Origin of the sequence: Rhizobium binae, from assembly GCF_017357225.1 — a bacterium.
Lineage (GTDB): Bacteria > Pseudomonadota > Alphaproteobacteria > Rhizobiales > Rhizobiaceae > Rhizobium > Rhizobium binae.
This window is the reverse complement of record NZ_CP071604.1, coordinates 859,271-881,923: the sequence shown is the minus strand read 5'-3', so window position 1 is coordinate 881,923 and position 22,653 is coordinate 859,271. Positions and strand designations below refer to the sequence as shown.

Genomic DNA, 22,653 nt, shown 5'->3' with positions numbered 1-22,653 from the left:
GGGGATAAGGCTGAATTTGCTTGGACAGGCAGGGCGTCTGTCCTTCACTTTGCTTGATTTGCATCCCGAAGATGCCGAAGACCTATTGATCAGTCCAACGAATGTTTCTAATGATTATCATCAGCTATCTTTATGGGTGATACCATGGCCGCGCCTCTTGATCTCGACCAGTTGCAGACTTTCATCGCCATCGTCGATTCCGGCAGCTTCACCAAGGCGGCCGACAAGGTCTACAAGACCCAGTCGGCCGTCTCGATGCAGATGCGCCGCCTCGAAGAGCGTATCGGCAAGCAGCTCTTCATCAAGGACGGCCGCGGAAACCGGCTGACGGTCGAGGGCGAGAAACTGCTCAATTATGCCCGGCGCATCATCCGCCTGAACAATGAGGCGATCGCCGCCTTTGACGACAACAGGCTGGAGGGGATGCTGCGGATCGGCACGCCGGACGATTATGCCGATCGCTACATGCCCGAGATCATCGGCCGCTTTGCCAAGACGCACCCGAACGTCGAGCTCTACATCGTTTGCGAGCCGTCGACGGACCTCGCCGAGCGCATGCACAAGGGTGAGCTCGATATCGCGCTCGTCACCCACAATCCACGCGAGCGCATGTCCGACGTGGTGAGAACCGAACCGCTGTGCTGGGTCGGGTCCGCCAACCATCCGATCCGCGACGACGCGCCGGTGCCGCTTGCCGTCGGCCGCCGCGACTGCCAATGGCGCCAGCTCGCCTGCTCGGCGCTCGATGCCGTGGGACGCGAGCACCAGATCCTGTTCACCAGTTGGTCCTGCACCGTCGTCGCCGCGGCCGTGCTTGCCGGCATGGCTGTCTCGGTGATGCCGGAATCGGCGCTGCGGACGGGCATGAAGGTGCTGAGCCAGGCGGACGGGTTCCCTGCGCTGCCGCCGGTGCAGATCGGCATCATGAAGCGGCCAGGCGTTTCGATCTCGCTGATGAACGCGATCACCGCGCATATCACTGCCTGCCTCGACAATATCACGCCTGCCGTCATCGACGACGGTCTGGATGCAGACGTCAAGTCCGCGCAGGGGCGGCTTTATCCGCGGCTGAAGGCCGCCAATATGATGCCGAGCTGGTAGAGGCTCTTCAGGCGGCGCGCGGCGCGGCCTCGGCAAAAAGGGAGGCGCGGACCGTGCGTTTCCACTCGCCGAGCATGCGTTGCGCAAGGCCCTCCTCGCTGACGGCGGCAAGCCGGATGACCGCGCCCATCAGATGGCTGAAAAGGTAAGTGCGCGCGAACATTTCCTCGTCGCACAGGTCGGGAGCCAGCCTGCGCACGGCGTCATGAAAGATGCCGGCGACACGGCTGCTATGCTCTATATTCAACCGAAGCAGATCCTGATCGGTCTCGGTCCCCATCCAGACGCCGAGATAGACGGGATCGTCGTGGTAGGAATCATAATACCAATCGATGATATCGCAGACGAGATCGAGCGCCTGGTCGAGCGACTGAACGTCGCTGAGCATTGCCGCCGTCTTCGTCTGGATCGCCGAAGCGTGCTGATCGAACAGGGCTTTGACGATCGCCGCTTTCTCCGGGAAATATTGATAAACCGAGCCGATCGGGACTTTGGCGGCGATCGCGAGCTCGGTCATCCGCATGGCGCTAACGCCTTTGTTGGCGATAATCTTGGCAGCGGCGGCCAGGATAAGATCCAGCCTCTGGATGCTGCGCTCCTGCTTCGGCTTCCTACGCAAGCCGATACGATCCATACTTTCGGCGCCCATGTCGTTCCCATTCTTTTTGTTGCGCGCGGAAGCTTTCGCCACCAGCCCGTCGAGCGGATATGACATGCAGGTCTTCATCAGGCGTAAACGCAAAGACTCGGATTTTAACGACCTGCAAACGCTTATGAGAATCGAAAGTTCAGCCGTTCCCACCGGTTGTATCAGGGGAGAAACTCCTTGAAATAGTTGCGAAACTCGCTTCGACGGGAAAAGGCTGATGTCGCGACTTTTCGTTGCGAGGGAATGATCATCCAGAGCGCCTCAGACCTTCACAGACAGCGTCGCCTTACCCCCGCTGATGCGCGTCCTCCGCGATCTGGCCACAACGGGATATCGCGGGCGCAGCGCCTTCGTGGAGCGCAACTCAAGTCTGGCTTCGAGAGCGCGGCTTTCTCCGCCAGCCCGCAGGCATCCCCATCACCACGCCCGCGCAGCGGCGAAACGCCCAGACGGCCCGTTCGCGCCTCAACCCATCACCATCCACGCGGCGAGCCAGATCCACATGGTGGCGAGCGTCAGGTAGCCGGCGGCGAAAATCGGGCTGCGGTAACGCAAATCATTGCTGGTGACGTGGACGGCAGCATGGGCATAACGCAAGGCGACGAAGAGCCAGGCGAGACCGACGGCGACCATATTGTCGGCCTCGGTCACATTAAGAAGAATACAGCAGGCGTAGAAGAGCACGGGCAGTTCGAACTGATTGGCAAGGCAGTTCTTGACGGCGAGGCTCTCGGTCGGCTCGCTGCGATTTTCGCGGTAATCCGATTTCGCGATCTTGCCGGCGCGAACCATTTTTGCCCGGCGTGCGCCGAGAAGGGCATAAAGACCATAGACCAGGGCCACGTGGGCCAGGAGTGGCCAGAAGATTTCATAGCCGGTCATGATCGCCATTTCCTTTGCGCTTTCGCATGTTGGCGGCAGCATTAGCGCAAAGGATAAGCGGATGCCAGCGACGCGCCGCTGTGCAACCGCAAACCGGATATTGGCGTCACACCTGGGCGCTGCCGCCATCGACGAAGAGTTCGGCACCGGTGACGAAGCTGGAATCATCCGAGGCGAGGAAGAGTGCAGCAGCGGCAACTTCCTCGGCACGGCCGACCCTGCCCATTGGCACCTGGGCCGCGAGCGCATCGAGCAAGCCCTGCTGTTGGGCCGGGTCCTTACCCGCCAGTTCGACCAGTCCAGTCGTTTCCGTCGGGCCAGGACTAAGCGTGTTGATCCTTATGCCGCGATCCTTCAAGTCGAGAATCCAGTTGCGCGCAAAGCTGCGCAAGGCGGCTTTCGATGCGGCGTAAACGCTGAAGGCGGCTGTGCCGGTCGAGCCTGCTGTCGATCCCGTCAGGATGACCGATGATCCTCGCGCAAGCAGTGGCAAGGCCTTCTGCACCGTAAAGAGAACCCCCTTCACGTTTCGATCGAACGTGTCGTCATACTGGTCTTCCGTGATTTCGCCGAGGGGCAACATGGAGCCGCCTCCCGCGTTGACGAAGAGCACATCAATTCTTCCGGCCTCTGCCTTCACCTTCTCATAGAGGCGATCGAGATCGGCGAGATTGGCTGAATCAGCCTGTATTCCCACAACCCCACCGCCGATCTCAGCGATTGCTGCATCGAGAACGCCCCTGCGGCGGCCCGTGATGAAGACCCGTGCACCCTCGGCTACGAAGCGCTTCGCCGCTGCAAGGCCAATGCCAGAAGTGGCACCCGTGATGACCGCAATCTTCGCATTCAGTCTTTGTGTCATTGTCGTCTCCTTTGTTCGACTGACGCTGAGATATGGACGAGGGTATCGTTTCGGAATAGAAAGAATTGAAAGCCATTGTTTCAGGAATGAAATGACGAAATTTCCCGATTTCGAGGGACTGGCGATGTTCGCCAAGGTCGCAGAGGAGCGTTCTTTCGTCCGGGCGGCGCAGACGCTCGGCGTTTCCGTGCCCACGGTTTCCCGGGCCGTGAGCCGTCTTGAGCAGAGGCTGGGCGCAAGGCTCTTCAACCGCACCTCTCGGCAGCTCGCTTTGACCGATTTCGGCCTGCGCCTTGTCGACAGCGCCGCACGCATCTATGCCGAGGCCGAGATGGCAGAGGATGCCGCCCGCGAGCTTGCTACCCGGCCGAGGGGGCTCATCAGGCTTGCCGCGCCGATGGACTTCGGGATACGCTGGCTGGCTCCGATCCTGCCCGACTTTTTCGAGCTTTTTCCAGAGGTTTCCATCGACCTGCACATGAGCGATGCAGTCGTCGATATCGTGGGAGACGGCTTCGATGCGGCGCTAAGAATCGCAGTACTGCCGGATTCGTCATTGGTCGCGCGCAGGCTGGCACCGGTGGATCGCTTCATTCTCGCAGCACCCGCATACCTTGAGCAGTACGGCGTGCCACAGCATCCCCGCGATCTGGCGGCTCATCATTGCCTCGGATATGCCTACCGGGCGCGACAGGATGCCTGGCGCCTGCGCAACAGTGAAGGCAAGGAGGAGGTTATCGTGCCAAGTGGCTCTCTCAGGGCCACCAATTCGCAAGCTTTGGTGCCAATGGCGCTACGTGGCCTCGGGATCATCGAACTACCCGAGTTTCTCGCGCATGACTATCTCGTCGACGGAGAGCTGAGGCCGGTCCTTCCCGACTGGACGCTGCCGACCGGCGCACTGTATTTCGTCACACCTTCGGCTCGGAGCCGGCCAGCCAAGGTCGAGGTGCTTTCCGATTTCATGATGGCAAGACTGTCAAATCCGGTGTGGCGGCGGAGGAGTTGATAGGCGCGTCAGTCTCGGCTTGGCGACAGCCAACGGCCAATCGCAAGCCTGGCAAGGACGATGAAGGAGATGACGAGGCTCGCGAATTTCAGCCTTGTCATCCATGGCAGCAACTGCGCGGCAAGGTCCGCGGAAGGACTGTCGCCAAAGGCGATCAGGCTCGCGATGTTCTCGCCGTAGTCGGAGATGCCGTAGATGAACGGCAGCAGATAGACCGCCTTGACTATGAGCGGATGAAGCGACCGTCCGAACCACGAGCCGACGGGACCAAGCCTGAGCAAGACAAGGAACAGCAGCGCCGTCAGCAATGCCGGAAAGATCAGCTCCGGCCCGAAATACATGGCGTTGAGCAGTTTGGCTGCCGTCTCGTTCTCATCGAGCAGCTTCTGCATGTGAAAGACGGCCGACTCGTCGTAGCCGGCAAAATAGGTGTCTAGCACCGCTTGCCCGGTTTCGTGCTTGAAAGGCACGACGAAGCCGAAGGTCGTCCAGGCGAGCACGGCAAGGCAAAGGGCGGCGAGCAGCGCGATGATCCAGAGCGGAAGCCCGCTGCCCGCCTTCATGGTCAGAGACCGGCGCCCGGATAGTTCGGGCTTTCCCGGGTGATCGTCACGTCATGGGCGTGGCTTTCGCGAAGACCGGCGCCGGAGATGCGCACGAAGGTGGCGCGTCCCTGGAAATCCTTGATATCCTTCCCGCCGACATAACCCATGGCCGCCTTGAGACCGCCGGCGAGCTGATGGACAACGGCCGAAACCGGCCCCTTGTAGGGGACCTGGCCCTCAATGCCTTCCGGCACCAGCTTCAGCGTGTCACGCACCTCAGCCTGGAAATAGCGGTCGGCCGAGCCGCGGGCCATGGCGCCGACGGAGCCCATGCCGCGATAGGCCTTGAAGGAGCGGCCCTGGTAGAGATAGACCTCGCCAGGGCTCTCATCGGTGCCGGCAAGCAGCGAGCCGATCATGACGGCGGAAGCGCCGGCAGCGATCGCCTTGGCAAGGTCGCCGGAAAATTTGATGCCGCCATCGGCGATGACGGGCACATCCTGATCCTGTGCGGCCTGGACGGCCGACATGATGGCGGCGAGCTGGGGAACGCCGACACCGGCAACGATGCGCGTGGTGCAGATCGAACCAGGGCCGATGCCGACTTTTACAGCGTCGGCGCCGGCGTCGATCAATGCTCTGGTGCCGTCATAAGTGGCGACATTGCCGGCCATGATGCGCACCGAGTTGGAGAGCTTCTTGACCCGGGTGACGGCATCGAGGACGCGCTGCGAATGGCCGTGGGCGGTATCGACGACCAAGAGGTCGACGCCGGCCTCGATCAGCCGTTCGGCGCGCTCGAAGCCGTCATCGCCGACACTGATGGCGGCGGCGGCACGAAGCCGGCCCTGCGCATCCTTGGAGGCATTCGGGTTCAGCTGCGACTTCTCGATATCCTTGACGGTGATCAGACCGACACAGCGGCCTTCGGTATCGACGACCAGCAGCTTCTCGATGCGATGCGAGTGAAGCAGGCGCTTGGCCTCCTGCTGATCGACGTTCTCCTTGACGGTGACCAGATTGTCCTTGGTCATCAGCTCGTGGATCTTCTGCTCCGGATCGGAGGCGAAGCGGACATCGCGGTTGGTGAGGATGCCGACAAGGCGACCGGACTTCTCGACGACCGGGATGCCCGAGATGCCATGCGATTTCATCAGGCCGAGCGCCTCGGCAAGCTTCGCCTCCGGCCCGATGGTGACGGGATTGACGACCATGCCGCTTTCGAACTTCTTCACCTGGCGGACCTCTTCGGCCTGCTCGACGGGCGTCAGGTTGCGGTGAATGACGCCGAGGCCGCCGGCCTGCGCCATGGCGATTGCCAGTCGGCTTTCGGTGACCGTATCCATGGCCGAAGAAAGGATCGGGATGTTGAGCTCGAAATCGCGGGCGATGCGGGTTGCGATGTTCGTCTGACCGGGCATGACCTCGGAATGACCGGGCTGCAGCAGCACGTCGTCGAAGGTAAGCGCGTCCGCGCCGGTTGCCGTTTCAATGATGCGTGCCATGGCCAAATTCCTTCATTTTAGAAAAATGCGACCTGCCGGGAAACGAATCGTCCGCCCCGGCGGTGTGCATGAGTTGCTTGGAAGTTGGCGAGGGCTGGTAACACGTCTATGACAGGAAGGAAATAGCAAAAAGCCCGGCATGTGGGCCGGGCTCGTCATGGGTGCCATGCAGCCGGAGCATTTCCGGGAATCAGATATCGAACTGATAGGTCTTCGCCACGAAGCGGTAGCCGCCATCCTGCCGTTCGACAAAACCGACCGCCGGGAACGGCATGTGATAGCCGAGGAAGGCGATCTTGTCGGTCGCGATCATGTCGAAAACCTTGCGGCGCGTGGTGGCTGCCTGCGCCTTGTCCATATCGAAGCGGACTTCCCAATCCGGCCGCAGCAGCGACAGGATGTAGTGATTGGCCGTATCGCCGGTCAGCACGAGGCGTTTGCCCTCGGATTCGACATGGAACACCATGTGACCAGGCGAGTGGCCGGCCGCCAGCATCGCGGTGATGCCGGGCGCGACACCGGCGCCGTCCTTGATGAAGGCGGCTTTTTCGGCAAGCGGCACCACATTGGCGAGCACCGCCTTGTGCCCGGCCTCGGCCGGCGTGCCCTCGCGCGCAGTGTTCGACCAGAAAGCATATTCGGCCGCACCGATGACATAACGAGCATTGCGGAAGGCGGGCGCGCCATCTTCCATCAGGCCGCCGATGTGATCGCCGTGCAGATGGGTCAGAGCCACCAGGGTCACGTCCTCGGGCGAATATCCCGCCACCTTCAGGCCCTCGGCGAGCTTTCCGAGCCCGCGGGCGCGGCCGGCCGCGCCAAAGCCGGTATCGACGAGAATGCGATCGGAGCCGGTATCGATGAGAACAGGGGCATAGCTGTTCAGGAGCTTGTCGGCCGGCAGGAAGTTGGCGGTCAGCAACGCCTGGACGGCTTGGGGATGCTGATCGGTGCCATAGGTCTCATAAGGTTTTTCCGAGATATTGATCCCGTCCCTGACGACGGTGAACTTATAGGAACCGAGCTTGAACTGATTGATTTCGGGTAAAGGCGCTATATCCATACGTCTGCTTGCTCCAGTGACGGCCGCATCGGCCTTCTTTCTCAAAATTGCCGGCGCCGCCAGCAGGCCGAGGCTGGCGGCAAACAGCCTGCGCCGTGTCATTCGCGTTGAAATTGCCATATATTCAGCCCCATGACGCGTGTTTTGCGGCTGCGCGGCCGATGATACTCGGAGGGATTTCTTGCCCCGGCAGCGTAAACATATTTCAATCTTGATAGCGGAGCTTGTCGGACAAGCCGTCTCACGCAGACGTGAAGCAAATACCGCAACGGACCGGATTTGAGCATTGGCAGCTCCCGGAACTCGGACTAAACAGCACGGGCTCTTCCCGCTTCCATCCGCGCCCATCAAGGCTCCCGCCTATGAACCGCATCGTCCCGCTCATCCTCGCCGTCGCTCTCTTCATGGAACAGATGGACTCTACCGTGATCTCGACGGCGCTGCCGGCGATCGCCGCAGACCTCCATGTCGGGCCGATCACGCTGAAGCTGGCGCTGACCTCCTATATGGTGGCGCTTGCGGTGTTCATTCCGGTCAGCGGCTGGATGGCCGACAGATTTGGCGCCAAGAAAATCTTCCGCCTTGCCATCTCGGTCTTCGTCATCGGCTCGATCTTCTGCGCCATCTCCTCCAGCCTTGTCGAGTTCGTCTTTGCCCGCTTCCTGCAGGGCATGGGCGGGGCGATGATGACGCCGGTCGGCCGTCTCGTGCTTGTGCGCACGACACGGCGAAGCGATCTTGTCTCGGCCATGGCGCTGCTCACCATCCCGGCCCTTGTCGGCCCGCTCACCGGACCACCGCTCGGCGGCTTCATCACCACCTATTTCAGCTGGCACTGGATCTTCCTGATCAACGTGCCGGTCGGCATCATCGGCATTTGGCTGGCGACGATCTTCCTGCCGGAAGTGGAGGCGACAGCGCCGCCGAAGCTCGATTTCACCGGTTTCGTGCTCACCTCGCTTTCGGCCGCCGGCGTCGTCTTCGGCCTGTCTGTGGTCAGCCTGCCGGCCCTGCCGCCGATCATCGGCGTCGCCGCAACCGGCATCGGCCTCCTGTGCGGCTTTCTCTATATCCGCCATGCAAAGCGCCACCCGGCGCCGATCCTCAACCTCGGCCTGTTCAAGAACCCGACATTCCGCGCCTCGACCGTGGGCGGCACGCTGTTTCGCATCTGCGTCGGCGCCATGCCGTTCCTGACGCCGCTGATGCTGCAGCTCGGCTTCGGGCTGACTCCGTTCCAATCCGGCCTCATCACCTTTGCCGGCGCGATCGGCGCGATCACCACCAAATTCATGGCAAAGCGCGTCTTCGCAGCCATTGGCTTCCGCACGACGCTTCTTTGCGCCGCCATGGTGACGACTGTCGTCACCGTCACTACCGGCCTGTTCACACCGGCAACGCCGCATCTCGTCATCATCGGCGTGCTGCTCATCGGCGGCTTCTCCCGCTCCTTCATGTTCACCGGCGTCAATGCGCTTGCCTTTGCCGATATCGACGATGCGCAAGCGAGCCAGGCGACCTCGATGAGCTCGGTGATGCAGCAGATCAGCCTGGCGCTCGGCGTCGCGGTCGCGGCCGCGATCCTGGAAAGCTCGATCTATTTCAGGGGCGAGGCGCTGCAGGTGGCCGATTTCCACCTTGCCTTCTACATCATCGCCGGATTGACCGTAATTGCGACCATCCCCTTCATCAGGATGGACCGCAACGCCGGCGCTCTGGTTTCCGGTCACCGCTCAAGGCGCCTGGCGGGACCGATCGAAGCCGACCAGCAAGCCGTGAAATAAGCCTTCTATCCAGGGCTCTCGCAGACGGCAGAGAGCTTATTGCCGTCGAGATCGCGGACATAGGCGGCATAAAAATGGGCATGGTAGGAGCGCAGACCCGGCCCGCCTTCATCGGCGGCGCCTGCCGCAATTGCCGCCGCATGGAAGGCATCGACGGCGGCCCGCGTTTCGGCTGAGAACGCGACCATGGCGCCATTGCCCGCAGTCGCCCGGCGGCGATTGAAGGGCGTCACCACCCAGAAGCGGCAGCGCGTATCGCCCTCGGCGGAATAACCGATCTCCTCCTGCGAACAATGCTGGCGGCGATAGCCGAGCACGGGCAGAACGGCATCATAGAAATGCCCTGCGCGATCGAGATCGTTGGTTCCTAGCGTAATGTAAAGAAGCATTGGATCAGCAGCCCACTATCCTCAAGCCGGCTATCATCCGACATGATCGGCCCAAAGATCAAGCTTGCTGTTCAGGCTTCGGCCTTACGCCCTTCGAAGCCCTTGGCCAGCCGCCCATGTGGATGACCGTCAGCTCGAAACAACGGGCGCAAAGCGTATGCTGCCTCGATCCGTGCAGATTAGGGCCACCATGTAGGCGAAGATCGGATCCAGAGCCTTCTGGTTAAACATGATGCCAAAGCTGCCGGTTATGACGTAGCTGCTGAAGAGCAGAAGAGCGAGCGCAATCGCCAGATCGCGGCCCGGCCCGGCTTCTTTTCTCCACGCGCCGATAACTGGTGTGAGCAGCATCAGCGAAAGCGCTGCGATGCCGAAAACGCCGGCATCGATTCCCGCGGTCAGAAAACCGTTGTGGACATGCGTGAAGGACAGCTGCGGCCTTATGTTATCGGGCAGCTCTGCCAAAACCGAAGTCATCCGGTTTTGCGGACCGTAACCAGTCAAAGGGTCCTTACTGATCGCCGACAGTGCACCTTTGTACAAAGCAAACCTTGCGCTGAGCGAGGTGATCTGACCGTCGGTGCTTTCGAGCGATGTCAGATTTTCCTGAAGCTCCTGAATGCGATGAAGAACCGGGCCGCTACCCAAGGCAACAAGGCCCACAAACAACAAGGAGCCGGTAATGGCGAGGCTGCGCAAGCTCAGATGGAAGCCGCGTTTGCGAAAAAACCAGAGAAAGATGACGATATGAACGGGAATGACCAGCCAAGCCGAGCGCGTTCCCGACAGCAGAACGCAGCCGAGACCGGCGGCATATCCCAAAATCGCAATCCTTTGCTCCATGCTTTTAGGAGATTGAAGGTTGAGGAGCGCAATGCCGCCGAAGAGAATGCCTATGATCCCGAGCAGGGCAGCGTTCGTAGTCCCGCCCTCCGGCCGGTCCATAAGAAACGCGATCTGAAGGAGACTGAGCAGAAAGGTAGCGATCATGCCGATCCCAGCGCCGAGGATGAAGAGCGGTACGAGGCGGCCATCGGGAGATTGGCGCATTCGCGGCAATATCAGCCAGATCGAAAAGAAGGGCAGGAGCCGGAATATCCAGTCTGGGACTTCGGAGTAAGGCGGATTGATGACGATGCTGGCGATCATCACCAGGGGGTACATCGACATACCGATGGCAACCAGCCGGTCGGATCTCGACAGGTTCAAGGCAAGGCGGCCTGTCGCTAGAGAGAAGGCACCCCACAGCATCGACGCGAGGAGGATGAAGGCGTTAAAATTCGGCGAAAGTCCTGGTAGGATTGCAAAGAGAAAGACAGCGATGCCGTTGTTGCGGTCGTGTGCACTTACAGCCCCATTCCCGGGATAAAGCGCTTCTATCATGAGTTGTTTGAAATATTTCATTTTACCGGCCTGATCGTATCGGTCCTGCCTCGCTACGGATCGTGATGTCGGCTGTCAAGCCGGGCGCAATCCATAACCTTATTCAATGCGGTATTCAGACAACAGAATTCCGAATCGCCGTAACCCAATTTCCACAATGATCAACGATGCGACGCGCGAATCAAGTTGATCGGCAGAAAGGCACGGCCGAGGTGCAGGCTGGTTTGATCTCTGATCGGTATCGCTTGCATGCGAGACGCCGTGATTGAGCGCGGCTAACAGCTATCCTTGCCCGGAACCGTATGGACACGATCGAATGCGCCGCTAGGGCGGTGGGCGGTGTTGTGCCCCACAAGAGTTGGACCGACTTAGGACCATCTGGATTCAATTAGGATCGCCATCATCGGACAAGACTGGCCCGAAGATCAAGCTTGCTATTCAGCTTCCGCCTTGCGCCCTTTGAAGCCCTTGGCCAGCAGGAACATTTCGACCGATTCGGCGCGCGACGCGTTCGGCTTGACGTGGACGACCTGGCGGAAGTTCTGCTTCAGCATAGTGAGCAGATCGCGCTCGGTGCCGCCCTGGAAGGTCTTGGTGAGGAAATGCCCGCCCTCCCCCAACACTTCGATCGCGAAATGGGCCGCAACTTCGCACAGGTGCATGGTGCGCAGATGATCGGTGCGGTGGTGACCCGTGGTCGGCGCGGCCATATCGGAAATGACGAGATCGGGCGTGCCGCCGACAGCCTCCATCAGCTTTTCCGGCGCACTCGGATCGAGGAAATCGAGCTGCAGGATCTTGACGCCGGGAAGCTGGGCCATTTCGAGGAAATCGATCGCGGCCACACGGATATCCTCATCCGTCGAGCCGGTGACCTTGGCGGCGATCTGCGACCAGCTGCCGGGGGCTGCCCCCAGATCGATGATGCGCCTGGCGCCGCGCAGGATGTGGTATTTCTCATCGATCTCCAACAGCTTGAAGGCGGCGCGGGCGCGATAGCCTTCGAGTTGGGCGCGCTGCACATAGGGATCGTTGATGTGGCGCTGCAGCCACTGGCGGGAGGACGCCTTCATCTTTTTGTTCTTGACGCGCTGGCCGAGCTTGCGGCCGGTGCGGTTTCCCGCGATCGGTGCCTTGGTCATGCCTTTTTCCTCATTTCGCACGTTGGCCGCGGCGATTGCGATTGCGCCGCCACACGCCGTCATCGGCCATCATGTCGGTGAGCAGGCCTTCCCTCAAGCCGCGATCGGCAACGCGCATGCGCGGGCTCGGCCATCGGCGGCGGATCGCCTCGAGAATGGCGCAGCCTGCGAGCACCAGATCGGCCCGATCTGGCCCGATGCAGGGATTGGCGGCGCGGCTGTCGAAATCCCAGGAGAGCAGCTTTGCCTGCATGGCGGAGACCTCGTCGTCGGACAGCCAGATACCATCGACCTTGCGCCGGTCGTAGCGCGGCAGGTCGAGATGAACGCCGGCAAGCGTCGTCACCGTGCCCGACGTCCCGATCAGATGGAAATCGCCGGTCTGGGCAATTTCGATCTCGGGGCAATCGAACCGGCCGAGCATGCCTTCGACCTCACGCACCATGCCTTCGAAAACATCCGGCGTGACGTCGCGTCCGCCGTGACGCTCCGACAGCGTGACGACGCCGACCGGCAGCGACGTCCAGTGAGTGATGTGATTGGCGAGCCGGCTTAAGCGATTGTCGCCGATGCGAATGACGGCGATCTCCGACGAGCCGCCGCCGATGTCGAAGAGAACGACGGAGCGTGTCTCGCGGCCGACGAGCGAAGAGCAGCCGGAGACGGCAAGACGCGCCTCGGTCTCCCGATCGATGATTTCGAGCTCGAGGCCGGTTTCGGCAACGACGCGACCGAGAAATTCTTCGCCGTTGACCGCCTGGCGGCAGGCCTCGGTGGCGATCAGCCGCATGCGGCGGATCTCCCGGTTCCGGAGCTTGGAGGCGCAGACCCTCAGCGCCTCGATCGCCCTCTCCATCGCCTCGTCGGACAGACGGCCGCTCGCCGCAAGGCCTTCGCCGAGGCGGACGATGCGGGAAAAGGCGTCGACGACGCGGAACTGGCCCGGACGGGTCGGCTGGGCAATGAGCAGACGGCAATTGTTGGTGCCGAGATCGAGAGCGGCATAGAGCTCGTCCGGCCAGGCATGCTCGGCTGCCTGGCGGTCGCCCTGGTGCGCGTGGGCCTCCGGGCGGCCCTTGCGGCCGACGCCGGCCCCGTTCTGCATCTCGCGCGGGACGGCGGCACGCGCCGTCTCTTCAACCTGGTTTTCCTGCAGCTGGATATGGGGAGGCTTTACCGATGTCAGCGGCCGGCCCTGCAGGCCGCGCTTGCCGCGATGCTTGCGGCGGTTGCGCCGGCTCGACGGCGATTCACCATCAGACCGGGCGGCATTGGCTGCGACACCCGTCGGTTCCATCGGCTGGGGTCGAAGCGCGAGCTCCTGCGAAGCGCCATGGCCGCCGCGACGGCGCCGCTTTCGCTTGCGGGCCGGATGTCCGGCGGCATCTTCCATTGGGCGCGCTGGCTGCCCGGCATTGCCGGAGAGCTCATGCGAAGCGGGATGAGCCGCGTTGCGGGTTTGCCCGCCACGCTTGCCCTTGCGACGCCTGGACTTCTTGCCGTCCTTGCGCCCTGCCGCCGACGCCCCGTCAAATTGCGGCTTTACGCCGCCTTCGGGGTCTTCCACGTTCTTTTTCCACCGCGCCGCGCAACTCCCTGAGGTATGCAGCAGGCGCTCATTCGATTTTTGCGTTGTCGCGAGGATATCAGCGCCCGCCAAAATCGCCAAATTCTTTTTTGGCAAAGGGATTTGCCGAATAGCTTCAGCCCTGGCTGACAAGGCCGAATTTTTTCAAAACAGGTATTTGCAATCGGCGGGCTTTTGTTTATAAGCGCCGCACACCAGCCGAACCGCCCGCCGGTTCGCCCTTGCTGGGGAATAGTTCAATGGTAGAACAGCGGACTCTGACTCCGTCGATCTTGGTTCGAATCCAGGTTCCCCAGCCAATTCTCGCTAAATACCCTTAATTCCTTGATTTTCCAGTCGTGCCGGATCCCGTTTTGGCATCATTGGCGACCTGATTCCCAGAACTGATGCCCAAAGGTGATGCCCAGGCGCTGGCGCGCCGCAGCCGACCCTTGGGGCGAAGACAGGGTATTCGTCATGGCCGTGCGCCACGAGGTCGAGAATCTCATTCGCCGCGGAAACATCTTCTATTGGCGGCCGCGCATACCCGCGCACCACTTGGCCCGTCGTATCCATTAAGACTCCACATCAACGGCTTCACCGCTACGGCGCTTTTGGTGGACGGCGATAGGCTCATGGCTGTGCGGCCCCTTACGATGGTTTGCTATCTAACGTTACGGTGTCGTGGTCGAACTCATCGAAAAAGCCATGCTTCGTCGGCAGGGAAGGTTTGAAAGTCCGAAAGAAGGTCATGGAAGCTGCGGCGCAACGAACTCATAGAAGCCTCACTAGACCGGTCCACTCGATTGCCTCAAACCACGCCCAGGAAATTGACGTAGTGGCAATCGCGGCTATCAGCGCCATCAGTACGACGCCAACGACGCGGACGCCCCCCCGGATAGGTGCCCACACCGGACGCCATGCCCGCGGTCTATATAGATTCGCATCGCCGTCGAACGTGCTGGGGTGCCAACGCAGGAAGCGATCCCACAACCCTCCAGGGGCGAGATTGGCCTCTACTTCCTTGAGCTCGAAACAGCCGCCATGTCCATAGTTCTCATTCATAACGTTGATCGCGGCATTGTCAGTGAAGCCGCAGCGTGCGCCAGGGCCTGTCCCGGGAATGAAGTACTGCGCCAACGGAACCGCCCAATCCTTTCCACCGCAATGGCAGAACACGGCCTCAAGACGGCCTTGATAGATACGCTCTGTCCAATTGTAGTCCGGGCGGATCACAGTGCCGGCGGCTATAACGCGCCCGAATTTCAGGTCGTCGAATTCGGGCGTTGAGAGCAATTGGACGAACAACTGGCTTCCGAAACTATGGAGAACCACGTCCGGCGGCTCGTATATCCGGTTGGCTCTCGCGTACTCGACGGCAGAGCGGATGGTGGTCCCGAGCTGCCTTGCTAGTTGCCGATGACGCCAACGGACGAGAACACTGAAGCGAATGAGGCCGTACTTGTAAATCAGGACCGGGGCGCTGTACTTGAGCTTGTTCCCCATGCGCCAACTGAAGTCCTGCTGCCACTCACCGTGGGTGTTGAAGCCGTGGATCACGATGACCCAAGGAATGTCGCGCGTACCACGGATGTCCAATCGATAGACGAACTTTCGTCGAACGCCGCCGCGATCGGCGAAAGCCTCCCCGCAAAGGGGGCATAGTTCCTCCGCTGCTGCCTCTGCTTCGATCGCTTCGTTGCACGCCGGACAGCTAAAGATCTCGCGGCGCTCGATCAGGCCGATATTGGCGGCCGCGTCCAAGAACTCCACAGCCGTCTCCTCTTCGAGGCCAAAAGAGTGAGCAGAGATTTGAGGATCGATCTCGGGCGTTGCCCCGCTAGCTATTCGAGCAAGTAAAGCACCGACAGCGGTGGTCCCAAACGCCACACGGAGTTGATCCACTGTCATGTGTTGGACCAGATCACGCCGAGGACTTGATAGATGTCCTCACGCTTGCATTGGACCCAAATCCGTATCCGGCTCTCGACGCCGTACCCTTGCACCTTCACGTTTCGGCTGAGCAGTGCGTGCTTGTCCTGCAGGAAGTGGAACAGACCATCGGCGCCGGCGAAATCATTGTCGTTGACGCCGCGCCGAGCTTCGCGGAGAGCCTGGATGTCTTCGATACCACCCTCCGTGTCAATGTGGAAACGACATCGACGTGACCACCATCCGTCATCATTCGAGTTGACTGGACCCGCGTGTCGTTCTGAAGAGTCATCTTCTTGTTCAGTTCCAGCCGTGCCGGATATCGTTTTATCGGGGCCATGATGTCCAGAACAGCGGCCGACAGGTGATGCCGAGCGTTTTTTGAAACCGAAGCAGCGCTCTTTTCCTCCGTATCGAGGGCGACATCGGGGCCGGTCTCCTGCTCTTCGCCCTTGGTCTCGGCCCCTGGACCTTCGGCCTATTCCGCGCCGGCGATGCCAAACTTTTCGTGCCGATCGGTCTTCCGGACCCGACACGCGCCAGCTAAAGATGTCTTGGCCTTGTGTTATCTAGCAGCTTGAAGCTGAACCGGGTCATCTCGATTGACAAGCCGGGGAAGATCGCTGTTGTGAATTGTCGGTTGCTTGTTGCGCCGCCTTTGACTTTGGTTTTTTGTCGCCCTGCCAGAGCGGCAGGCCGACTTCTTCCGAGACGTGCGGATCGGCTGTGTAGATGGGATAGCCTTGCCTGAGCAGCCTCATCAGGATGTCCCGGTCGAAACGGGTATGTTTGCGGGTCAGATTGGCGCTGTTGTATAAGTGGCCATTCGAATGAGGATTTATGCCGGTTATGATGACCGCGCTGGCGCCGTTGTATAATGCAAACAGCACTGCGATCATTCCGTTCGAGCACTTGGTTTCAGCTTCGAGTTCAAGGTTCACCAGTCCGGTGGTTTTGTGCATCAACGCGATGCGCTGATAGCGGCCCACGAGATGAAGATTCCGGTAGGAATAGTTGAACGCGTCAAGGTTGTTTTCCACGCGCCCCTGGCGCTTCTGACCCCGCCGCCAGGTGAGAACATAGAGAGCGCCGGTGCGGTGCCCGGTGAGGACGCGCCTTGTCTCCACGGCTGCCGTATTGCCGCCCTGGAGCTCGTTGAAGCCCATGAGGGTGACGTCGGGCGAATCGATGCCCCAGGCATGGACGGCGATTTGCGAGGCGTTCACCGAAATGATGCGATATGTCTCATCGAAGCCGACGGGCTTGTAGGAAACGGGTGCCGATCCGACGACCACGACAGGGCCGGCAAATGGCACACTGGTTTTAGGAGGCTTGGGCCTGGTCAGGGTATATCTGATGCGGCGGTAGATGATTTTATGCATCTGCTCGAGCAAATTTGGCATTCGAAGTATCACTCCAGCTCATGCTTAGCTTGAATAACTCAAAGTAAGGGGCGAAGCGGCCCCAAGAATCTAAGAACTACTTTTGCGACAAAGAGTTACCAGATTGCAAGATGGGGTCCGATACAGCACACTGTATATCCACGCAGCTCGGATTTGAAGGCTTCGACGTCACAAAGTCGTGCCTGTTTTCGATGGCGGCGCGCTCTTCCTTCGCCATGTCGACAAGGCCATTAACCTGTTCGAGCCGATGGCGGCGCGCTCTATTGATGGCCGCGCTCCGGCTTGCACCGTCCACATTGTGCGCATGCTGGTCGGGCGGCGCATCGCGCCGATCGCCTTGGGTAAGAGGGCGTCGACGACTATGACAGGCTGCGCCATGACCTGGTTTCTTGGGCTTCCTACGACGGTCCAGCGCTGGAGGATTTACTTGTCGAGCTGTTTCTGGAGGCCCAAGCCAAGCCACCGGCCTGATGTGAGGGATCCGAACCGGCACCTCTTTCGATTTACTAAGATTCTGATTATTATATAATGTGTGGCGTGAGCCGCCCCCATTAAGGGACTTCCACGTAGCTTACCTACGCGGAGGAAACCTCTGACCGACGGGCCTCAGATGTCTCGGCACTCGGCATGACGAGCCTCAGCACCGCGGCGGTCGCTGGATAAATTGCATCAGCAAGGCAAGGCCCCCTCCCTGAGTTCGCCGCCTCTTGCGTTTCGACGACGCCGAGCTTAGCTGTCTGATGCAGGCTTACAAGGATGACTGTCAGGAGAGAATAATGCATATGTGGCACGGGCTTAAGGCCACGCTCAGAAAACGCCGCCAGGCCCGCAACGGAAAAATTCTCGTAAGCGAACCAATCGTTGTTCCGCAGTCCGTCGTGACGACACACCCTGATCATTATTTGTCTTGCGTCACAGTCGCAAAGAATGAGGGTGAGTATCTCGATGAGTGGATTCAATTTCATCTGCTGGTTGGCATTTCTCACTTTTATATTTATGACAACGGGTCGACGGATCAGTCCTTGTCGATACTGAGAGGCTATGAGAATGCCGGCATTGTTACTGTCGTGCCGTGGCGTCCTTTTAGCGTTTGGGCAAACACCCAAATTTTAGCCTATGCTCATGCCGTCAGCAATTTCGGATCACGCAGCCGCTGGATGGCTTTCTTCGACCTCGATGAATTCATGTTTCCGACGCATGCGCCTTCATTGATCGAGTTTTTGCAAGCGCGGGAGCAGGAACAGGCGATTTGTGTCGCCGGTGTCAATTTTGGAACGAGCGGCCACGCCGTTCGGCCCACGGGCCTGGTCACGGAGAACTTCCGACAGGCAGTTCCCATGGATGTCCAACGCGAATATCCAAAGCTTCTAAACGTCAAATCGATCGTTCAGCCAGCTCAGATCAGGTCGATCGAGAGCGCCCATTGGTTCAACCTGAAAGGCACGAACAAGATCGGTGTGAACGAGGACGGCGAACCGCTGCCACGTTATCCGAGGGAGGATTCCTTAAAACTCAAGGCCAATACTGTACGCTTCAATCACTATTATACGCGCTCGCATGAGGAATTCTCGGCGAAGGTCAACGGATCCAATGTGCGTGGACCTCAACTCCCGGCCGATGCCGAGCAACGCTGGGGATTGTTCCGGAAAATTGAAGAGTTCAGCCGGCCGGACGATACTATACAACGATTTATTCCCGATCTGAGGGAGAGACTCTCTACCCGCAAGAGGGCTTAACCGCAGCGCCGCTCTTTCGTCATTACAAGAGAACGGCTGCGGGACGGTTTGTTGCCAATCCGGTCGCCGGCTCATTTCCGCAAAATCCGTGATCGCCGCCGGCTGCGAATGGCCAGCCGTCGCTCCGGCTGGCATGCGGACTTGGCTGCCATTCAGAGGATAGTCTGGACACAATGTGCGATGGAGGCGGGCCATCCCCATGCCGCATACATCGATGTGGAAATAGCAAAGAACAGATTTTCACCGACTTGGCTTCAGATCGCCGGATCGGCTCCATTTTCGGATTGCAGGAACCAGGCATAAGTGGCTCTGATGCCGTCCTCGAGTGAAATGTGCGGTTCCCAACCCATGTCCTGCAGCTTCTTGTTGCTCATCAGTTTTCGCGGCGTGCCGTCCGGCTTGGAAAGATCATGGATGATCTCACCCTCATAACCGACAACGCGGCAGACCAGATGCGTCAACTCGATTATTTCGAGATCCGTGCCCGAGCCGACATTGACGTGCTGCGAGCCCGAATAGGTTTTGAGCAGAAACACCAGGGCGTCGGCGCAGTCATCGACGTGAAGGAACTCGCGGCGCGGGGTCCCTGTGCCCCAGACTACCATTTGCGGGTCATTGCGCAGTTTCGCAGCATGCGCCTTGCGGATTAGCGCTGGCAGCACATGGCTGGAATTGAGGTCGAAATTATCGCCGGGGCCATATAGATTGGTCGGCATGGCCGAAATGTAGTCCCGGCCATATTGTTTGCGATAGGCTTCCGCGAGCTTAATACCGGCGATCTTCGCGATCGCGTACCATTCGTTGGTCGGTTCAAGCGGACCGGTTAACAGAGCCTCTTCGGGAATCGGCTGTGGAGCGAGCTTCGGATAAATGCAGCTTGAGCCTAGAAAGAGAAGCCGGTGCACGCCACCGCGGTGGGCGGCTTCGAAGATGTTGGTTTCTATAATCAGATTGTCATAGATGAATTCGGCGGGATAGCTGTCATTCGCAAGGATACCGCCGACCTTGGCAGCGGCGAGAATGATCGCGTCAGGTCGAGTTGCTTCAACAAATTTCTCGACCTCGTCCTGACGCTTCAAGTCGACCTCGGCGCGCGTGGCCATGACGACGGTGCAATCTTCGGATTGAAGCCTGCGCACAATAGCACTGCCGACCATGCCGCGATGACCGGCAACCCAGATCTTCTTGTTGGATAAGTCGTACACTCAGACCTCTTTCCGGCTGCCTTGAGCCTTCCAGTGCTTGATATCCTCGCGCACCATCTCAGCGGCGAGCTCACGAACCGGCGTCTTGTGGTGCCAGCCCAGGTTCTGACGTGCCTTGGTCGGGTCGCCAAGCAGAAGGTCGACTTCGGTCGGACGGAAATACCGAGGATTGATTTCCACAAGGCAAGCGCCGGAGGCGGCATCATAGCCCTTTTCGTCGACGGCGGAGCCCTTCCATTCCAAAGTGATGCCGACGTCGGCAAAGGCCCATTCGACAAACTGGCGGACACGCGTCGTCTCACCCGTCGCTAATACATAGTCACCCGGCTTGTCCTGCTGCAGCATGAGCCACATGCCCTCGACATATTCGCGCGCATGGCCCCAGTCACGCTGGGCGTCAAGGTTCCCCAGGTAAAGCTTATCCTGAAGGCCGAGGCTGATGGCAGCCACCGCCATAGTGATCTTGCGTGTGACGAAGGTCTCGCCGCGAAGCGGGCTTTCATGGTTGAACAGTATGCCGTTCGACGCGTGCATGCCGTAGGCCTCGCGATAATTCACGACGATCCAATAGGCATAGAGCTTGGCTGCGGCGTAGGGAGAGCGCGGATAAAACGGCGTCTTCTCGTTCTGCGGCACTTCCTGCACGAGGCCGTAGAGTTCCGATGTCGATGCTTGGTAGAATCGGCTTTTTTTCTCAAGCCCCAGGATGCGGATAGCCTCGAGCAACCTCAACGTTCCGATACCATCCGCATCGGCTGTATATTCGGGCATTTCGAAACTGACGCTGACATGGCTTTGTGCGGCAAGGTTGTAGATCTCGTCAGGCTGTGTCTGCTGCACGATCCGCAGCAGATTGGTCGAGTCGATCATATCGCCATAGTGGAGGATGAAGCACGGGTGAGCTTCATGCGGATCCTGATAGATGTGCTCGATGCGGCCGGTGTTGAAAGACGAGGATCGCCGCTTTATGCCATGCACTGTGTAGCCTTTGCTCAGAAGCAATTCGGCTAAATAGGCACCGTCCTGACCAGTCACCCCAGTGATAAGCGCGGTTTTTGTCATTTCTCGCGTCGCCTTTTCAATACATCCTATGGAACAATACTGCTTTCTCGACAGCGTTCTAGCCGCGCGGGCTCAAGGCGACACAAGTCCGAACCTCACGTCGCTCACGATCCAACCACACAATCTGCCGATGTCAACAAAATCGTTTCAGACCTAAGGTCGAAGCGTGTGGCTCAGATCTACGCAGCTAAAAACGCGCGCCACGTCTCATAAGACTGACTTGATCCATACATGCCACTGAACTTTCATCCAGCGGCGATTAGAGCCCCGGCGGCTTTTGAACCGCTCCCAAACGTTGGACCACCGGAAGGTAGAGTTTTCCGGCTTCATTCAGGGAGGCGGGCTGGTTGCGCCTGCCGATTTCATCAGCGAGATCGGCACCTTGTTGCCATCGCACCATGTGGCCGAAACTCGTTATAGTCTCTATGCAATCCTCCATCTTTTCGCGGGCATCTGCAAGGGTCAGAAACCAGTGCTGGTTCAGGCATTCCGCCCGGAAGCGGCCATTGAAGGCCTCAATGAAGGCATTGTCCGTGGGCTTGCCGGGACGCGAGAAGTCCAAGGTGACGCCTTTCGCAAAGGCCCAGAGATCGAGATCACGTGACACAAACTCCGTTCCCTGATCGACACGAATTGTCTTCGGATAGCCAATTTTCCGGCATACCCGTTCCAATGTTTGCACGACATCTTCACCGCGATAGCTATGGCGCGGATCAAGCACCGGCACATAACGCGAGAAGGTGTCGACCACCGTCAGGACGCGCAGCTTCTTCCCGGTCGCGAGCTGGTCGTGAACGAAGTCCATAGCCCAGACATCGTTCGGTCCAACGGCGATCTGCCGATCTTCCCGCAGTTTTGCCTTGACCCCGCGCTTGGGTGTTTTGTTTCGTAGCTGCAGGCCCAAGTCTCTGTAAATGCGGTAGGTTCGCTTGATGTTGGTGCCCCAACCTTCGCCTTCCAACAGTACATGCACGCGACGATAGCCGTAACGAACACGCGTCTCGCAGATCTCGCGAATGCGCCGTTCCAAGCCGGCCTGATCGGCACGGCGAGAGGTGTAGTGGTAGGTTGACCGATCGAAGTTCAACGCTCCACAGGCACGCCGGATCGAGATCATCCAGTCCCGGCACATGCCTTTCACCACCTCCCGCTTCCGAGCAGGCCTCAGAGCTTTCGGCGGATGACGTCCTGCAGCATCTCGCGGTCCAGCGTCAAATCCGCGACGATCCTCTTCAACCGCGCATTCTCGTCCTCGAGCTGTTTCAGCTTCTTCATCTCCGGCGGCAGCATACCGGCGTATTTTTTCTTCCAGTTGAAGTAGGTCGCCTGGCTGATCCCCGCCTTACGGCAGATCTCCGCCACCGACACAACCTCGTCACCCTGCCTCAAAATGAACGCCTTCTGAGCGTCTGAAAACTGCGATGCCTTCATCGT

The 22,653-nt window shown here is 59.6% G+C and carries 19 protein-coding genes, 1 tRNA gene and 2 pseudogenes; 7 read left to right on the top strand and 15 right to left on the bottom strand.

The genetic code is table 11. From position 1 onward, the window contains the following. Positions 1–144: 144 nt before the first annotated feature. Positions 145–1,101: a LysR substrate-binding domain-containing protein gene (locus tag J2J99_RS04220; protein WP_168297692.1), complete on the top strand. Its 957-nt coding sequence runs from the start codon at positions 145–147 to the stop codon at positions 1,099–1,101. Between the two features lie 7 nt (positions 1,102–1,108). On the opposite strand, the gene J2J99_RS04215 is transcribed toward J2J99_RS04220, so the two are convergent. From J2J99_RS04215 to J2J99_RS04205, 3 genes are all read right to left on the bottom strand, one after another. Continuing rightward, positions 1,109–1,750: a TetR family transcriptional regulator gene (locus J2J99_RS04215; protein WP_168297720.1), complete on the bottom strand. Its 642-nt coding sequence runs from the start codon at positions 1,748–1,750 to the stop codon at positions 1,109–1,111. Between the two features lie 465 nt (positions 1,751–2,215). Further along, positions 2,216–2,632: an MAPEG family protein gene (locus tag J2J99_RS04210; protein WP_168297693.1), complete on the bottom strand. Its 417-nt coding sequence runs from the start codon at positions 2,630–2,632 to the stop codon at positions 2,216–2,218. A 106-nt stretch (positions 2,633–2,738) separates the two neighbouring features. Beyond that, positions 2,739–3,494, bottom strand: a complete 756-nt coding sequence (locus J2J99_RS04205) for an SDR family oxidoreductase (protein ID WP_168297694.1) — start codon at positions 3,492–3,494, stop codon at positions 2,739–2,741. Positions 3,495–3,585: 91 nt separating this feature from the next. On the opposite strand from J2J99_RS04205, the gene J2J99_RS04200 reads away from it, so the two are divergent. Next, positions 3,586–4,503, top strand: a complete 918-nt coding sequence (locus J2J99_RS04200) for a LysR family transcriptional regulator (RefSeq protein WP_168297695.1) — start codon at positions 3,586–3,588, stop codon at positions 4,501–4,503. Positions 4,504–4,511: 8 nt separating this feature from the next. Here J2J99_RS04200 and J2J99_RS04195 read toward each other — a convergent pair whose 3' ends face one another. The 3 genes from J2J99_RS04195 to J2J99_RS04185 all read right to left on the bottom strand — a co-directional run bounded on the left by J2J99_RS04195 (position 4,512) and on the right by J2J99_RS04185 (position 7,736). Beyond that, positions 4,512–5,066, bottom strand: coding sequence for a hypothetical protein (locus J2J99_RS04195; protein ID WP_168297696.1), 555 nt, complete (start codon positions 5,064–5,066; stop codon positions 4,512–4,514). 2 nt (positions 5,067–5,068) lie between these two features. Next, complete coding sequence (gene guaB, locus J2J99_RS04190) at positions 5,069–6,553, bottom strand: IMP dehydrogenase (RefSeq protein WP_168297697.1); 1,485 nt, start codon at positions 6,551–6,553, stop codon at positions 5,069–5,071. Positions 6,554–6,743: 190 nt separating this feature from the next. Then, positions 6,744–7,736, bottom strand: a complete 993-nt coding sequence (locus tag J2J99_RS04185; RefSeq protein ID WP_168297698.1) for an MBL fold metallo-hydrolase — start codon at positions 7,734–7,736, stop codon at positions 6,744–6,746. Positions 7,737–7,978: 242 nt separating this feature from the next. Between J2J99_RS04185 and J2J99_RS04180 the strand changes: the two genes are divergently transcribed. After that, complete coding sequence (locus J2J99_RS04180) at positions 7,979–9,400, top strand: DHA2 family efflux MFS transporter permease subunit (protein ID WP_168297699.1); 1,422 nt, start codon at positions 7,979–7,981, stop codon at positions 9,398–9,400. A 5-nt stretch (positions 9,401–9,405) separates the two neighbouring features. Here the strand turns inward: J2J99_RS04180 and J2J99_RS04175 are convergent, their stop codons facing one another. The 4 genes from J2J99_RS04175 to J2J99_RS04160 form a co-directional block, all read right to left on the bottom strand. Further along, a complete protein-coding gene (locus J2J99_RS04175; protein WP_168297700.1) occupies positions 9,406–9,789 on the bottom strand; it encodes a VOC family protein in 384 nt (127 codons plus the stop codon). Between the two features lie 129 nt (positions 9,790–9,918). Beyond that, positions 9,919–11,193 carry an O-antigen ligase family protein gene (locus J2J99_RS04170; RefSeq protein ID WP_168297701.1) on the bottom strand — a complete coding sequence of 425 codons (1,275 nt, stop codon included), beginning with the start codon at positions 11,191–11,193 and terminating at the stop codon, positions 9,919–9,921. Between the two features lie 413 nt (positions 11,194–11,606). Continuing rightward, entirely contained in the window at positions 11,607–12,314 is a 708-nt protein-coding gene (locus J2J99_RS04165) for an RlmE family RNA methyltransferase (protein ID WP_168297702.1), read from the bottom strand. A gap of 10 nt (positions 12,315–12,324) precedes the next feature. Further along, a complete protein-coding gene (locus J2J99_RS04160; protein WP_168297703.1) occupies positions 12,325–13,881 on the bottom strand; it encodes a Ppx/GppA phosphatase family protein in 1,557 nt (518 codons plus the stop codon). A 246-nt stretch (positions 13,882–14,127) separates the two neighbouring features. On the opposite strand from J2J99_RS04160, the gene J2J99_RS04155 reads away from it, so the two are divergent. Then, positions 14,128–14,201, top strand: a tRNA-Gln gene (locus J2J99_RS04155). Positions 14,202–14,655: 454 nt separating this feature from the next. On the opposite strand, the gene J2J99_RS04150 is transcribed toward J2J99_RS04155, so the two are convergent. Further along, positions 14,656–15,654, bottom strand: a complete 999-nt coding sequence (locus tag J2J99_RS04150; RefSeq protein ID WP_168297704.1) for a hypothetical protein — start codon at positions 15,652–15,654, stop codon at positions 14,656–14,658. A gap of 257 nt (positions 15,655–15,911) precedes the next feature. Here J2J99_RS04150 and J2J99_RS04145 point away from each other — a divergent pair, with 257 nt between their 5' ends. Beyond that, on the top strand, positions 15,912–16,049 hold the full coding sequence (locus tag J2J99_RS04145) for a hypothetical protein (RefSeq protein WP_168297705.1): 138 nt from the start codon (positions 15,912–15,914) through the stop codon (positions 16,047–16,049). A 176-nt stretch (positions 16,050–16,225) separates the two neighbouring features. Next, positions 16,226–16,336: pseudogene (locus tag J2J99_RS33870) on the top strand (pilus assembly protein CpaA); the annotation flags it as partial. 70 nt (positions 16,337–16,406) lie between these two features. Here the strand turns inward: J2J99_RS33870 and J2J99_RS04140 are convergent. After that, on the bottom strand, positions 16,407–17,216 hold the full coding sequence (locus J2J99_RS04140; RefSeq protein ID WP_168297706.1) for a membrane-anchored protein: 810 nt from the start codon (positions 17,214–17,216) through the stop codon (positions 16,407–16,409). A gap of 776 nt (positions 17,217–17,992) precedes the next feature. Here J2J99_RS04140 and J2J99_RS04135 point away from each other — a divergent pair. Next, the gene (locus J2J99_RS04135; protein WP_168297707.1) at positions 17,993–18,952 is read left to right on the top strand and encodes a glycosyltransferase family 92 protein; all 960 of its coding nucleotides are present in this window, start codon (positions 17,993–17,995) and stop codon (positions 18,950–18,952) included. 254 nt (positions 18,953–19,206) lie between these two features. On the opposite strand, the gene fcl is transcribed toward J2J99_RS04135, so the two are convergent. The 3 genes and pseudogenes from fcl to J2J99_RS04120 all read right to left on the bottom strand — a co-directional run bounded on the left by fcl (position 19,207) and on the right by J2J99_RS04120 (position 22,650). Further along, positions 19,207–20,157, bottom strand: coding sequence for a GDP-L-fucose synthase (gene fcl / locus J2J99_RS04130; protein WP_168297708.1), 951 nt, complete (start codon positions 20,155–20,157; stop codon positions 19,207–19,209). Continuing rightward, a complete protein-coding gene (gene gmd / locus J2J99_RS04125; protein WP_168297709.1) occupies positions 20,158–21,219 on the bottom strand; it encodes a GDP-mannose 4,6-dehydratase in 1,062 nt (353 codons plus the stop codon). It abuts the gene before it with no gap. A gap of 330 nt (positions 21,220–21,549) precedes the next feature. After that, a pseudogene (locus J2J99_RS04120) lies at positions 21,550–22,650 on the bottom strand (IS3 family transposase). Positions 22,651–22,653: the final 3 nt, after the last annotated feature.